The sequence below is a fragment of the Bartonella florencae genome (assembly GCF_000312525.1).
Lineage (GTDB): Bacteria > Pseudomonadota > Alphaproteobacteria > Rhizobiales > Rhizobiaceae > Bartonella > Bartonella florencae.
In genome coordinates this window covers 158,536-172,899 of record NZ_HE997451.1, presented here as the reverse complement: position 1 = coordinate 172,899, position 14,364 = coordinate 158,536, and the positions used below count along the sequence as shown (strand labels likewise).

Here is a 14,364-nt window from a genome sequence, read left to right as displayed (position 1 = left end):
TTTCTTATGTTCTAAGATAGGCAAAGCATCATACTGCTTTAGAATAAGAATTAATCTTACTTTTTTACAGGTAATGAAGACCTTATTATAGCAAAAAATCCTGATCATCTATAGTCTTTAAATTATAGATGATCAGAAACAAATATTATTTTTCTTTCAATAGCTGCAATTAGTTAACTGTTATTTTTTAGTTAGCTTATTTAGTAAAGCGACTTGCTCAAATAATGTTGGCTTATTAAGCAAAAGCGGACCACTTTCTGGCAATCTTACTAAAGAATTTTTATAAGACTGCTTTTGTACAATAATAGAATCCCTTGATCCTTTTAGACTATTTGTAGCAAATCTTTTTAGCATGGTATTTTCTTTTTCTTTCGAAATATCTGCCAAGGCGCGTGAGGATGATGTGTTATTCCCTGATGTATAAGAAGCCATTAAATAAGCACCATCATAATAACCAACAGGTGCTTCAGAAACATATTCCACTTTAACATTTGCTACACCTGCATTGGCATAACCAAGTATTTCCGCCGCTTGTTTTGATAAATCAATAATTCTATCTTTCATAAAAGGACCGCGATCATTCACTCTAACAATGAGTGAAGAACCATTTTTTAGATTTGTAACACGCGCATAACTAGGTAAAGGCATTGTGGGATGAGCAGCAGTCAAGAGATTCATATCATAAATCTCACCGTTTGCTGTTAGACGTCCATGAAAATCTGAACCATACCATGATGCCTCTCCAACACGCTGATAGGTTGGATCATTTTGGGGATAATACCATCTCCCTTTTATTTGGTAAGGTTTACCGACAACAGCTCGCCCATTTTTTTTCTTTTCTTTTGACTGATTTTGCTCACTTGGATTTTTTTTAGAAAGAACAGCAGTTTTTGCGTCAGCCTCTTTATTATTGTAAAAACTTTTCATGACAAAATGTGCTGTTTGGCTTGCACAGCAAGATACTAATAACTGGGATACAACGACTATAGAAAGAAATTGAAATGTTGAATTAAGAATGAAAGTAAGTTTTCTTTTGCTATTTAAAAGCATTTGTCAGCCCGCTTATTTCTCATTGAGTATTTACTGTAAAAAATCACATCGCATCTTCTGTATACGATAAGGAAATTCACATTTTTTGATGATTCCCCTCACGGCGGCTATAATAAACCTAAAATTAACCATTTATCAAGAATTAATATATCGTTAATATTTTTATGTTTCCACAAAATATGTCTGTCATAGAAATGATGAATGAATTTTAAAAAATAAAAAAATCAATATCTTTATAAAAAAGATGTTTTCTATAAATGCAATGAATCATAAATAGCCAGTTATTTTGATTAATGAGAGAACAACTATATTCTCACAGTATTACTTTATACTCAAAGCGCTGAAAAAATGCTTAGAATAGAATCAATAAAACATTAAAAAATTATGCGATAAATAGAAAAGTAAATTTAAAGAATCAAAGCAACAAAAATTCCTAAGTTTTTGTATAGCTAATTGATTTCATTTAAAGTTGGTGAGCGCGCAGGGATTCGAACCCTGGACCTACTGATTAAAAGTCAGTTGCTCTACCAGCTGAGCTACGCGCTCCCACAAAAGCTATTCTGCTCTGTAGAAAGTTAACGGAACATACGGTTGACTTTTCATTTGGTCAACACCTTTTGAAAAAAAAATTATTATTCCGTTTAAGTTATCAATAATTTTTTTGCTTTTTTCCTTTCTCGATCACTGTAGATACAATTTTTTTTCCATTCTAATTTCGAATAAGAAAGAATTTAGACATAAAAGACCTCATAACTTTTCAAACACGAAAGAGTGCATATTCTCAAATTATGAGAAGAACTGAAAATATATAAAAAAACGGTAAACTATGGTTAATCAATACCGTAAAAACAACAATATGCTCCATTACTAAGTTTAATGAATAGAGCAAAAGAAAAAAATACATGGGCTGGAAGTGAGGTTATTATATCCTATTGCTAGAAATATAATTACCTATTCTTATATTTTTCTCACTTTTAAATATGAGTGCAGCTCTGATAAAGCACAATGGATATATAGAAAAAATCTATCATTATAGAGAAACAAAGCAAAGATAAACCGGAAGTTTAATACAAATTGAAAAATATTATTCATGAAAATAAAATTGTCGCTCAATGTTTTATTTTTAGATAATTATCGTGGAATAATATGTAATGTGCTACCGTTTCTAGCAAATAGGCAGAAGATCATGTACTTGGGCTCTTTATGGTAGAAATTACGAAATAACTTATTCTTTTTAAAAGTTTTTCTCTCAACAAATCACATAATTTATTTTGAGTTAATGCATTTTACAAAAGCGAGAAAAACATGTTTAAAAAACTCATTTCTTACGTATAATATTTATATATGGCATCTAATATAATATAAATATTTTAACATAGAAAAATAAAAATTATATTATAATATAATATATAATTAATACAAATAAAAATTATTACTTTATTAAAATTATTTATGAAATAAAAATAAATAAAATATTTTTATTTTATCTTATGATAAATTATATCATAAGTATAAACACGTATATTTTTTATTCTTTTGATTGGAATATTGAATGCTAACATGTAAACAGTATGAACTACTTTTGTTCATTCATAATCATATGAAAGCAACTGGTATTCCCCCTTCCTTTGATGAAATGAAAATAGCATTAGAACTTTCTTCAAAGTCTGGGATTCATAAGCTCATGATAGCCTTAGAACAACGAGGTTTTATACGTCGTTTACCAAATCGTGCCCGTGCAGTAGAAGTGATTCGACTTCCCGATAAAATAACATTTAATCTTTCTTTAGCGCGTAAAATTTCTCCTAGTATGATAGAGAAAAATAAAAGAAAAATATCAAAAAACTTTGGTGAGCTTGATAACTTTGAGGAAGAAAAAACAAAAAATGTCACTCTTCCTATTATGGGCCGCATTGCTGCAAATATACCCATCTCCGCACTATTGCAACAAATAGACACGCTCTCCTTACCAGCAGATATGATTAATTCAGGCGAGCACTACGCATTAGAAGTCAGAGATAATTCTATGGTTGAAGCTGGCATTCTTGATAAGGATATTATAATTGTCAAACGTCAGAATACAGCAACATCAGGTGAAATTGTTATTGTATTTATTGATAACAAAGAAGCAGCTTTAAAACGTTATCGACGCAAAGGAGCTTTTGTAGTACTAGAAGCAGCAAACCCTCATTATGAAACGCGAATGTATGAATCTGAGCGTGTACAGATACAAGGTAAACTTATTGGACTTATTCGCAAATATTAAAAAATAAAAAAATTATTCAGTACATTCGCACACTGAGTAAAAAGTTATTGGGTATTTTATTTGTATTGTGGCACATTTAGTAATAAAACGTATGTACACGTAAAACAATTTAGTAAGAAAAAATAGCTTTGTAATAAATTCTATTGCATATGTATCAAAAAATTAAAGACCATTTTTAATTTAAAACAGCAAATAACAATTTAATCATTATGATTTTGCAGGATTATTATGACAGCACCTCGTATTAGTTTTGTCTCCCTCGGATGTCCAAAAGCACTGGTAGATTCTGAACGAATTATTACCAAACTCAGGTCTGAAGGTTATGAAATCTCACGGAAGCATCAGGGTGCTGATGTTGTTATTGTAAATACTTGTGGTTTTCTTGATTCTGCACGCAATGAATCATTAGCGAATATTGATGAAGCCCTCAAAGAAAATGGCAAAGTTATTGTGACTGGCTGTCTTGGTTCTGATCCTGACATTATTCGTCAAACCCATCCTCATGTATTAGCCATTACGGGGCCACAAGCTTATGAAAGTGTTATAGAGGCTGTTCATGCCGCAATTCCTCCAGTTCATGAACCCTTTATTGATTTAGTTCCTCCACAAGGAATTCGTTTAACACCTCGCCATTATGCTTATTTGAAAATTTCTGAAGGATGTTCTAATCGATGTAGCTTTTGTATTATTCCTACTCTACGTGGTAATCTTATTTCACGTCCTATCAGTGATGTTCTTCGCGAAGCTGAAAAACTTGTACAAGCCGGTGTAAAAGAGCTTTTGGTTATCTCACAAGATACGAGTGCTTATGGTATTGATCTTAAATATCTTGAAAATCCTTGGAAAGACCGTAGCGTAAAAACCAAATTTTTTGATCTTTGTCGTGAACTCGGTGATATGGGTATTTGGATACGTATGCATTATGTCTATCCTTATCCTCATGTGGATGAAGTTATTGAGCTTATGGCTGGAAAAAAATTCTTCCTTATCTGGATATTCCTTTTCAACATGCGTCACCCGTTGTTTTACGTAATATGAAACGTCCTGCTGTTATGGAAAAAACAAATCGTAGAATTGAAAAGTGGAGAGAAATTTGTCCAGATCTCGCTTTACGATCAACATTTATTGTTGGCTTTCCAGGCGAAACAAATGAAGATTTTAATATGCTTCTCGAATGGCTAGAAGAAGCAAAAATTGAACGCGCGGGATGTTTTAAATATGAAAAAGTAAAAGGCGCTGTCGCTAATGATTTGGGACTAGAAAATGTTTCTGAAGAAGTAAAAGAAAGTCGCTGGCATCGCTTTATGGCAAAACAACAACAAATTTCTACCCATCTTTTAAAGAAGAAAATCGGAAAAAGACTCCAAATCCTCATTGATGAAAGCCAAGGGAAAATTGCTAAAGGCCGTAGCCAATATGATGCTCCAGAAATAGATGGTGTTGTGCACATATCATCACGACGACCACTGCGTGTCGGTGAATTTGTCACAGTAAAAATTGAAAAATCAGATGCCTATGATCTTTATGGTATTGCTGTTTAAAGATAAAATTTAAGACCTAACGATGCTTAATTTAGCTTGATAATAAGTTTGCAAAATCAAAAAAATTTTTATCAAGTAAATGGCTTGGACGAACATTTGTTAAGGCACGAATCATAGTGTCTTTACGTCCTGGCATTCTTTTTTCGATATCTTTTAGCATTTCTTTCATTGCATTGCGTTGTAAACCATCTTGGCTGCCACAAAGATTGCAAGGAATAATAGGAAACCGCATTGCTTGTGAAAATTTTTCCATATCTTCTTCAGCAGCATAAACAAGAGGGCGCAAAACAAAAAGATCTCCCTCGTTATTTATAAGCTTTCCAGGCATGGCTGCTAATCGACCACCATGAAATAAATTCATAAAAAACGTTTCTAAAACATCATCACGATGATGCCCAAGAAGCAATGCTGTACATCTCTCTTCACGAGCAATACGATACAAATTACCGCGTCGCAACCGAGAACAAAGCGAACAATAAGTTTGTGTCTCTGCTAATTTATCTGTAACAATGGAATAAGTATCCTGATACTCAATGCGATGTGGAATTTGATAAGAATTTAAAAAATCCGGAAGAATATGTTTTGGAAAGCCTGGTTGTCCTTGATCAAGATTACAAGCCAGAATTTCAACAGGTAAAAGTCCCCGCCATTTTAAATCTAAAAGAAGTGCAAGCAAACCATAAGAATCTTTTCCACCCGATAAAGCAACAAGCCATTTTTTTCCTGAAGAGAGCATAGAAAAATCATCGAATGCTTGTCGTATATGGCGTAAAAGCCTTTTACGCAGCTTATGAAACTCTACAGTTGAAGGAGCCTCCCGAAAAATCGGATGACAATCATTAACCTCCCTCAGCAAAGAATTCTTGTTATCTCCATTCTCTTCGATTGCTTGATACTTGACTGAAATATTATCCATAATAGCACAATTCTGCACAATAAATAGCTTCTTCTGCAAGAATGACAGAAACAATAACAAGCATCATACAGCTTAAAAAAAGATATGGAGCTATAAAATGAGATAAGCAAAAAAGAAATGAAGCTACACAAGTAATATTATTATAAATATAAAAACAAACTTGATATAGCGCCATTCATAAAAATTACTTGTTAACTTTAAAGACTATAAAGAAGCGATCTTCTTTGAAGATATAATAGAACAAAAGAGAGCAGCATACCCCTATAGCGAATTTAACGAGAATAAAACTCAACAACCAAATTCGGTTCCATTTGCACAGCATAAGGAACATCTGCAAAAGCAGGAATACGCGTAAATATTGCTTTCATCTGTTTATGATCTGCTTCAATATATTCAGGGACATCACGCTCTGCTAGCTGTACAGATTCCAGTACCAGAACAAGCTGTTTTGATTTTTCACGAACCTCAATAACATCACCTGGTTTACAACGATATGATTGAATATTTGTGCGACGCCCATTTACATTAACATGACCATGATTGATAAATTGACGGGAAGCGAAGATTGTAGGCACAAATTTCGCACGGTAGACAACAGCATCCAAACGCGCTTCCAAAAGGCCGATGAGGTTTTCACCAGTATCACCACGACGACGAGCAGCTTCTTCATAAGTTTTACGGAATTGCTTTTCTGAAATATCACCGTAAAACCCCTTTAATTTCTGCTTAGCCCGCAATTGCACACCATAATCAGAAAGCTTTCCTTTACGGCGTTGCCCATGCTGTCCTGGACCATAATCACGGCGATTAACAGGAGATTTTGGACGGCCCCAAATATTCTCTCCCATACGGCGGTCAATTTTATACTTTGTTGTTTCACGTTTACTCATCGCATTTCCTTTAAAAATAAAAAAACAAGATCTCACAGTAAGATCTCAAGGAAACGCGCCCTCCTCTGCCTTCGGATATAAAGACTGACAGGATATTTTTACATATTATATAGGCAAAACTACCCACGGGACACGTCAATTATTGCTATTTTCTTGAGAGAAAAAGCCAAAAATGTTTTTATTGATCTTACACCCCAAAGTCAACTCCTTTCATAATATTTAAGTAAAATTCTTTTAACAAACGTTCCGTTGAAGAAGTTATATTTTGCGATGTAAATACAGCAAAATCTTTATGTTTCTTTATGATGTTTTTGGAATGCATTCTTTTTGGTAATAATGAGCGTGTGTGTTTGGCTATAGCTTTTGCTGGATCAATCCATTCAACAGTCCATAAAGCTTGTTGGCGAAAAAAGTTAAGCAAAAAAGGATAATGCGTACAAGCTAAGACAATAATATCGGTATATTTACCATTTTTTTTAACAAAGCACGGAAGAATTTCATGACGTAATTCTTTCAAATCTATAGGCTTTCCACGTAAATAATCTTCAGCAAATCCAGCAAGTTTTTCACTGCCAACAAGCTGAACATGACATTGCGCCGCAAAAGAATTGATTAATTCATGTGTATAAGCACGCTTAACTGTTCCAGGAGTGGCTAATACTGAAATAAAACCAGATTTGGTTTGTTCTGCTGCTAATTTAATTGCAGGAACGGTTCCTACAAAAAGAGTATGTGGAAATTTTTCTCGTAAATCTGTCATCATCAGTGTAGAAACGGTATTGCATGCGATGACACATAAGGTAGGATTATAGAGCGTTAAAAGATTTGTAAAAATCTTTAAAATTCTGTCTTTTAAGACATTTTCTTCCCAATTTCCATAAGGAAATCCAGCATCATCAGCAACATAAATAAATTGCATTTCAGGAATAAGAATGCGTACTTCCCTTAACACTGTTAAACCGCCAATACCACTATCAAAAAAAAGAACAGGCCGTTTATCCATCAATTTTCCTATTTTTTTTAAATTTTTTACGTTCACGATCTGCAGGCGCACCACTTCCTCGCGGTAATTGAGGAGAAAAATGATCTAATGAAGAAATAACACCCCTTAGTAAGCGAACCTCAGACTCACTAAAATGAGCACGCGTAAAAACAGAACGCAGATTTGCAACCATCACTTCTTTGCGTTCTCGTGGTCTAAAATATCCACGAATATCCAAAGCTTCTTCTAATTGAGATAAAAAACCATGAAATGTTTCTTTATTGGCTGGTTCCATCTCTATAGCACGAAAAACGGTATCGCTCACATTCTCCAAACCTGACTTCATCCATTCGTAAGACATCAGCAAAACCGCTTGTGCAATATTGAGAGAGGCAAAAGCAGGATTAACTGGAAAAGTGATGATTTCATCAACAAGACTGATTTCATCATTTTCTAATCCCCACCTTTCTCTTCCAAATAAAATACCCGTCTTATGCCCAATATTTTCATGCTGACGGAGTATTTCTGCTGCCTCAACAGCACTTTTTACGGTTTTAAAGCCACATCTTTCACGTGCTGTTGTGGCAAAAACATAATGCAAATCTGCAACAGCCTCACGCAATGTATCAAAAATGACCGTATGATTAATGACATGATCCGCTTTACTCGCCGCTGCTCTGGCTTTTTCATTTGGGAATGTTTCTCGAGGCGCAACTAACCGAAGTTTAGAGAGTCCAAAATTTGCCATCGCCCGTGCTACCATACCAATATTCTCGGGCAGTTGTGGTTCGACTAAAATAATAATTGGCCCCTTGGTTAAATTTTTACGATTCTTATTGGTTCCAGCCATCAATCCTACCTAATTCTATGCGTTATGCTCCTATAGCTGATTTTTTTAAACGCAACCTTCTAAAAGAATACTCCCCAAAATAACCTTTTTCATAACACATTGTAGCCCATATTGTCTTTCCATTTAGAGTTTATGATGAAGATGATTAATAATAAATTGTGTAAGAAAAAAACTTTTATTTTCAGCTCTTCGAGCAGTTATGCAAAGCGCCTTTAATGTTAACGGTGTATTCTTAAATGCTATAATATTTGCAAATCACAATCTGAGTTGAATTATACAATCATACATTCTAGGATAAGGAATATGTTTTTTATTCCAAAACTTTTTCCTGCAAAACTTATCCGTCGTTATAAACGTTTTCTTGCGGATATTGAATGGGACGATCAACAGATCTCTACCGTATCAGTCCCTAATACAGGATCGATGCTTGGATTAATAAAGCCAAACTCTAATATTTGGCTTTCATATCATAACAGTTCGAAACGAAAATATGCATATCAATTAGAAATTGTTGAAGCAAATAATACTTTGGTTGGGATCAATACAACTCTCCCAAATAAGCTTGCATTAGAAGCAATTCAAAATGGACTATTGCCGGAGTTAAGCACATACAAAACAATTTTCAAAGAACAATATTATGGAACGCAATCACGGATTGACTTTCTTCTGTGTGATGGCATCTTCCCTGACTGTTATTTAGAAGTAAAAAATGTTCATTTTATGCGCAAAAAAGGGTTAGCAGAATTTCCTGATACCGTGACGAAACGTGGTGCACGTCATCTTGAAGAACTTATAAAAGTCGTGCAACAAGGAAAACGAGCCGCTATGCTTTATATCATTCAACGAGAAGATTGCTCATCTTTTACAGTCTGCCATGAGCTTGACCCAACATATGGACGCAAATTTGATTTAGCATTAAAATCAGGGGTAGAATTTTATGCCGTAAAATGCCACGTAAGTGTAGAAGGTATTTTTCCGATTCACCGAGTGAAAATAGAAAACAGAAAAAGCAATGACTGACTATATTGAATATAATAAGATACCCTTAAAATTTAATGGACAAATCCGCATTTTTGATGAGTATGCTTTTGCTAAAATGCGTGAAGTTGGTCAGATTGCTGCGGAATGCCTTGATGCACTTGCAGATGTTATTAAGCCTGGTGTTACTACTCAAGAAATTGATGATTTTGTCTTTATTTTTGGTGCCCAAAAAGGCGCTCTTCCTGCAGATCTAAATTACCATGGATATAGTCATTCATGCTGTACATCCATCAATCATGTTGTGTGCCATGGTATTCCCAACAAAAGAACTTTGCAAGAAGGCGATATCGTTAATGTTGATGTGACCTTTATTCTCGATGGCTGGCATGGAGATTCAAGTCGCATGTATCCTGTTGGAAAAATTAGACGTGCTGCGGAACGTCTGTTAAAAATAACCCATGAAAGTCTTATGAGAGGAATTGCTGTCGTCAAACCTGGTGCCACAACAGGTGATATTGGTGCAGCTATTCAAAACTATGCAGAAGCTGAGCGATGCTCAATTGTAAGGGACTTTTGCGGACATGGAATTGGTCAGCTTTTTCATGATGCACCCAATATTCTCCATTATGGAAATCCTAGAGAAGGAATAGAACTAAAACAAGGTATGATGTTTACCATTGAACCAATGATCAATCTTGGAAAACCACAAGTTAAGATTTTATCTGATGGCTGGACTGCTGTTACACGGGATCGTTCTCTTAGCGCACAATACGAACATACAATTGGTGTCACAAATGAGGGATGCGAAATTTTTACACAATCTCCTAAAAATATTTTTTATATTCCAAGCTCAAGTGCGTAAATAAATGTAGAAATGTCATGGCTGAAAAAATAAATAAAAAGGGAGACATAAAAAATGATCACTTTGCATTGATATCAACTTCACCACTTAATCCAATATCAGAAATAAAAACGAAAAAGCTGCAAAAAAATACACAGATACAAAAGCATTACCAAGGACATCGTGAACGTCTCCGTAAGCGCTATTTAAAATCCAAAGGAAATGCAATTGAAGATTATGAATATCTTGAATTATTACTTTTCCGTACGATTCCTCGAGTAAATACAAAACCAATAGCAAAAAGCTTACTAGCGCGTTTTGGTTCATTAGCAGACGTATTGGGTGCTGATATTCATCGACTTCAAGAGATTCAAGGATGTGGGCCAGCAACTGCGATTGATTTAAAAATTATTTCAGATGTTGCTGGACGCCTTGCTCGTGCAGAGTTGTTTAAACGCGATATTTTTTCATCATGGGATAAAGTATTGGCTTATTGTAAAGCCGTTATGGCTCATGAAACACGTGAACAATTTCGTATTTTATTTCTTGATAAAAAAAACGGCTTGCTTGCTGATGAAGTGCAACAAACTGGAACCATCGATCACACCCCTGTCTACCCGCGTGAAGTTATATCTCGCGCTTTAGAATTATCCGCATCAGGACTCATCCTAGTGCATAATCACCCTTCTGGTGATGCAACACCTTCTAAAGCAGATGTAACAATGACACATATGTTAAAAGATGCAGCAAATGCACTCGGAATCACCATCCATGATCACCTTATAATCGCGCGAAACGAATACACGAGCTTTAAAGCATTAAAGCTCATATAAACCTAATTACATTAAAAAGGGATCTATCCAATTCCCCATAACGAATCAACTTCCTAAATCAATATCCAATATGGCCATTGAGAAATTATAAGATAATTCATCCTCATCTTCATCTCGATAGATAATACCTAAAAACTCATTCCCAATGTAAAGCTCACAAGAATCATCCTTTTTAGGCCGTGCTTTTACTTGCAATGCTGAATTTTGGAATATGTTTTTAAAATAACTATCAAGTTTTTTTATTTCATCAGCATTCACTATGCTCTCCTGTCTCTTAAGACTCTCAAATTAAATTCTGAAAGGCAAATAAGGTACTCCTAAGGCTCTGTAAAGATAGTAAATCTTGGTTTCAATTTTTAATTATATTATCTCTACCTTAAATAACACTATCTCAACATATTTACTAAAGCACCTTTACTAAAAGGGTCTATCATTGCTAAATATAACGTATAGATTGAAAAGTAAAAAAACAGTTAGCAGATCATAAATTTTAAACAATTTTTATTTTATCTGCAACTTCAGCATTTGTGCTTACAAGCATATTCCGATAAAAAATTGACTGAAAACTTATATTTTTTTCTATTAAAAAATAGAGTTCTATAGAATAGAGCTACACCCCTCTTGTACAGTTTTCTTTTTTGCTGAAAAATGATGTTCAATAATTAAAAAAGAATTATTTTAAATTTATTCATTGTAGTATAGTCGGTTTATATAAGAAAGAAACTTTATTCCTAATACAAGATACAGTAATGAAACTTATTAATTATTAAATCTTTTCATAAAGTTTCACAGCAAAATAACCAAGTTTTTGAAGATGCTTTTCATCTTATTCAAAATGAGAAATATTGAATATTTTTATAAGCTCTCAAACCTATGAATAATTTTCAATGATAGGATAACGAGAAAGAAAATCAATAACGCCCTTTTTATAAACTTTATCTCCCACAGCAAGCATATGATCTCGACCAGGAATCGACAATGCTTCACCACAAGGCAATAAAGCTGCTAATGGCTCTGCTTCACCGCTAATTTCATCTAGAGAACCAACAGCAACAAGCGTTGGTTGTTTAATTTTGTAAATCTCAGACGCTGTTAACTCTTGTTTTGATGTCACAATACAAGCAGCCAAAGCACGTCTATCGCTTTGCGTGTGATCTGCAAATTTACGAAACATCAAACCACGTGGATTATTAATAGTAGAAATGTCTTCCGCCAAAAGTGCTTCTGCAACAGGTTGCCAATTTCCTGCTCCTGTCACCATGCCAATACCTAAGCCACCAAAAATAACGCTGTGCACATATGTTGGATATAAAAGAGCCATAAATGCGCTAATACGAGCTCCCATAGAATATCCCATAACATGTGCTTTAGATAAGCCTAAATGCTGCAATAATCTCACCGCATCACCAGCCATAGCTTGAGGCGTATAAAAGTCAGGATCATAACTTTTTACTGAATTTCCATGTCCGCGGTTATCAAGAGCAATAACACGATATCCAGCTTCAGTAAGAGTACGAAACCAACCCGTCGCATACCAATTCACACGCGCAGAAGATGCGAAACCATGAATCAATAAAATAGGTGTCCCATGCCCCTCTTCTCGATAAGCAAATCGCAAACCATCATATTCAAAAAAAAGAATATTTTCCGCTGTCATTTTGTATCACTTTCGCATTTTCCGCAAATTTCAGGATGAAGAAAACGCTGTCCTTTCTCTATTTTTTTTTCAGAAACTTCACCAGCATTAACTTCAATGACAAAAGTTGCAGGTACTCTCGATGAAATAACATCTGTTGAAAATGGAGAGGTTTTTTCAACAATCGATACGATAATTCCTTCAGCATTCAAAAAAATCATGTCCAAGGGTAAAGGTGTATTCGCCATCCACATAAACATTTTCTGCTCATCATTGCTTGCCTGATTTCTAAAAATCATTGCGCGATCACGTGGAAAATTAGTACGGTACATTAAACCAGCCGCCGCCTGAGACGGCGTAAAAGCAATTTCTACCCTGTAAGAGATTACACCTTGCTTTGTCTGTATTTTTAAAGGAACAGGATGAACAGGGATTTCCATAGGTTTCTTCGCTACGGCTACACTCACTTCTAAAATACAAAAGAGTGCTAATATAATAATGATCCCTCGTCTAAAAAGCTTTAACATTTTTATCTCCATTACAGCAAAATTTTTAATTTTATTGTATAAAATAAAAAGCATCAGAACTTAAAAATGAAATATAAAAAGCGATATTCTTATTACTTTCAATGCAATATTAGGCAACACTGACTATCTGCTTTATTTGATTTAACAACTTTATAGATAGATTCCGCTGGTCATGTCACTTTAGAGCTACTTCTGCTTACCCCCATGCGAAACTCTCTTTTTAAAAAAGAGAGTCGACAAGACTACAAAAGCGCAATTTAGTGTGTAGCAAACGGAATCCCTATATCCGGATAAATTTCCGCTGTCATCAAGCCCTTTTCTCCCTTACCAAAACGCACAAGAACAACTTGACCAGAACGAAGCTCCGCTAGACCAAAACGGCGCAACGTCTCCATATGAATAAAAATATCTTCTGTTCCCTGCCCACGGCTGAGAAAACCAAAGCCTTTATCGCGATTAAACCATTTGACAATTGCGCGTTCTAAACCACTTTCCGGAGTAACAACAACATGCGTACGGGCTGGAATTTCCGACGGATGAATTGCTGAAGAACAATCTATAGATTTCACTTGAACACACTTTAATCCCCGTTCAGTTTTTTCCACAGCACAGATAACTTTAGCACCCTCTAAAGCTGTTTGAAAACCATCCCTACGCATCACCGTAACATGCAATAATATATCAGGGAAATGAGGCAAATCAGGGACAATGAACCCATAACCCTTACTACCATCAAACCACTTAATGACACCGCTAATTTCAATAATCTCACCACAAGCGCCTATACTGTCCTCAGCTAGGGAACAATCTCTTAATGTATCCTTACTTGTCATAATAAAACGTGATCCTGTAGCTCTAAATTTACGAATATTGATTCTCTGCTTTTAAGTAAACATTGCTCTTGCCTCAACACGCAAGCCCCAAGATAAGATTTCCCCATATTGTCGTATCCCTTAATGTTAATATCAACATAAATATTGACAAAAATGTCTGATCCTATACTCCAATATCTTACAGCAAGCACTCAAGAAATTATATAACAGGTTTTTCA

At 34.8% G+C, this 14,364-nt stretch carries 13 protein-coding genes, 1 tRNA gene and 1 pseudogene; 5 read left to right on the top strand and 10 right to left on the bottom strand.

All coding sequences use genetic code 11. The features are described from left to right. Positions 1–180: 180 nt before the first annotated feature. Entirely contained in the window at positions 181–1,050 is an 870-nt protein-coding gene (locus BN202_RS00790; RefSeq protein ID WP_019218614.1) for a septal ring lytic transglycosylase RlpA family protein, read from the bottom strand. A 470-nt stretch (positions 1,051–1,520) separates the two neighbouring features. Then, positions 1,521–1,596, bottom strand: a tRNA-Lys gene (locus BN202_RS00785). A 1,006-nt stretch (positions 1,597–2,602) separates the two neighbouring features. Between BN202_RS00785 and lexA the strand changes: the two genes are divergently transcribed. Continuing rightward, entirely contained in the window at positions 2,603–3,316 is a 714-nt protein-coding gene (gene lexA, locus BN202_RS00780; RefSeq protein ID WP_034986851.1) for a transcriptional repressor LexA, read from the top strand. A 228-nt stretch (positions 3,317–3,544) separates the two neighbouring features. Further along, positions 3,545–4,857 (top strand): annotated as a pseudogene (rimO, locus tag BN202_RS00775) (30S ribosomal protein S12 methylthiotransferase RimO). 31 nt (positions 4,858–4,888) lie between these two features. On the opposite strand, the gene ttcA reads toward rimO, so the two are convergent. From ttcA to BN202_RS00750, 4 genes are all read right to left on the bottom strand, one after another. Next, the gene (gene ttcA, locus BN202_RS00770) at positions 4,889–5,773 is read right to left on the bottom strand and encodes a tRNA 2-thiocytidine(32) synthetase TtcA (protein WP_019218612.1); all 885 of its coding nucleotides are present in this window, start codon (positions 5,771–5,773) and stop codon (positions 4,889–4,891) included. A 272-nt stretch (positions 5,774–6,045) separates the two neighbouring features. After that, positions 6,046–6,663 (bottom strand): 30S ribosomal protein S4, encoded by a 618-nt coding sequence (gene rpsD / locus BN202_RS00760; RefSeq protein ID WP_034986846.1) that lies wholly within the window; start codon positions 6,661–6,663, stop codon positions 6,046–6,048. Positions 6,664–6,850: 187 nt separating this feature from the next. Further along, positions 6,851–7,666, bottom strand: a complete 816-nt coding sequence (gene murI, locus BN202_RS00755) for a glutamate racemase (protein ID WP_019218609.1) — start codon at positions 7,664–7,666, stop codon at positions 6,851–6,853. After that, positions 7,659–8,495, bottom strand: coding sequence for an RNA methyltransferase (locus tag BN202_RS00750; RefSeq protein ID WP_019218608.1), 837 nt, complete (start codon positions 8,493–8,495; stop codon positions 7,659–7,661). The genes murI and BN202_RS00750 overlap by 8 nt, the downstream gene beginning before the upstream one ends. Before the next feature lie 303 nt (positions 8,496–8,798). On the opposite strand from BN202_RS00750, the gene sfsA reads away from it, so the two are divergent. Genes sfsA through radC form a run of 3 tightly spaced genes read left to right on the top strand, consistent with a single transcriptional unit; the run spans position 8,799 to position 11,150 of the window. Continuing rightward, positions 8,799–9,515, top strand: coding sequence for a DNA/RNA nuclease SfsA (sfsA, locus tag BN202_RS00745; protein ID WP_019218607.1), 717 nt, complete (start codon positions 8,799–8,801; stop codon positions 9,513–9,515). Next, on the top strand, positions 9,508–10,338 hold the full coding sequence (gene map, locus BN202_RS00740) for a type I methionyl aminopeptidase (RefSeq protein ID WP_019218606.1): 831 nt from the start codon (positions 9,508–9,510) through the stop codon (positions 10,336–10,338). Before sfsA ends, map begins: the two co-directional genes overlap by 8 nt. A 17-nt stretch (positions 10,339–10,355) precedes the next feature. Next, complete coding sequence (gene radC, locus BN202_RS00735) at positions 10,356–11,150, top strand: RadC family protein (protein ID WP_019218605.1); 795 nt, start codon at positions 10,356–10,358, stop codon at positions 11,148–11,150. Between the two features lie 45 nt (positions 11,151–11,195). On the opposite strand, the gene BN202_RS00730 is transcribed toward radC, so the two are convergent. The 4 genes from BN202_RS00730 to BN202_RS00715 form a co-directional block, all read right to left on the bottom strand. Beyond that, positions 11,196–11,408 (bottom strand): DUF3126 family protein, encoded by a 213-nt coding sequence (locus BN202_RS00730; RefSeq protein WP_019218604.1) that lies wholly within the window; start codon positions 11,406–11,408, stop codon positions 11,196–11,198. Between the two features lie 613 nt (positions 11,409–12,021). After that, the gene (locus BN202_RS00725) at positions 12,022–12,807 is read right to left on the bottom strand and encodes an alpha/beta fold hydrolase (RefSeq protein WP_019218603.1); all 786 of its coding nucleotides are present in this window, start codon (positions 12,805–12,807) and stop codon (positions 12,022–12,024) included. Then, the gene (locus tag BN202_RS00720) at positions 12,804–13,313 is read right to left on the bottom strand and encodes a DUF192 domain-containing protein (protein WP_019218602.1); all 510 of its coding nucleotides are present in this window, start codon (positions 13,311–13,313) and stop codon (positions 12,804–12,806) included. Before BN202_RS00720 ends, BN202_RS00725 begins: the two co-directional genes overlap by 4 nt. 257 nt (positions 13,314–13,570) lie before the next feature. Then, a complete protein-coding gene (locus BN202_RS00715; RefSeq protein ID WP_019218601.1) occupies positions 13,571–14,146 on the bottom strand; it encodes a cold-shock protein in 576 nt (191 codons plus the stop codon). Positions 14,147–14,364 lie beyond the last annotated feature (218 nt).

Bases quoted from the DNA above. Each gene is read 5' to 3' on its own strand.
- BN202_RS00790 (WP_019218614.1), bottom strand. From the start codon at position 1,050: ATGCTTTTAAATAGCAAAAGAAAACTTACTTTCATTCTTAATTCAACA.
- lexA (WP_034986851.1), top strand. From the start codon at position 2,603: ATGCTAACATGTAAACAGTATGAACTACTTTTGTTCATTCATAATCAT.
- ttcA (WP_019218612.1), bottom strand. From the start codon at position 5,773: ATGGATAATATTTCAGTCAAGTATCAAGCAATCGAAGAGAATGGAGAT.
- rpsD (WP_034986846.1), bottom strand. From the start codon at position 6,663: ATGAGTAAACGTGAAACAACAAAGTATAAAATTGACCGCCGTATGGGA.
- murI (WP_019218609.1), bottom strand. From the start codon at position 7,666: ATGGATAAACGGCCTGTTCTTTTTTTTGATAGTGGTATTGGCGGTTTA.
- BN202_RS00750 (WP_019218608.1), bottom strand. From the start codon at position 8,495: ATGGCTGGAACCAATAAGAATCGTAAAAATTTAACCAAGGGGCCAATT.
- sfsA (WP_019218607.1), top strand. From the start codon at position 8,799: ATGTTTTTTATTCCAAAACTTTTTCCTGCAAAACTTATCCGTCGTTAT.
- map (WP_019218606.1), top strand. From the start codon at position 9,508: ATGACTGACTATATTGAATATAATAAGATACCCTTAAAATTTAATGGA.
- radC (WP_019218605.1), top strand. From the start codon at position 10,356: ATGGCTGAAAAAATAAATAAAAAGGGAGACATAAAAAATGATCACTTT.
- BN202_RS00725 (WP_019218603.1), bottom strand. From the start codon at position 12,807: ATGACAGCGGAAAATATTCTTTTTTTTGAATATGATGGTTTGCGATTT.
- BN202_RS00720 (WP_019218602.1), bottom strand. From the start codon at position 13,313: ATGTTAAAGCTTTTTAGACGAGGGATCATTATTATATTAGCACTCTTT.
- BN202_RS00715 (WP_019218601.1), bottom strand. From the start codon at position 14,146: ATGACAAGTAAGGATACATTAAGAGATTGTTCCCTAGCTGAGGACAGT.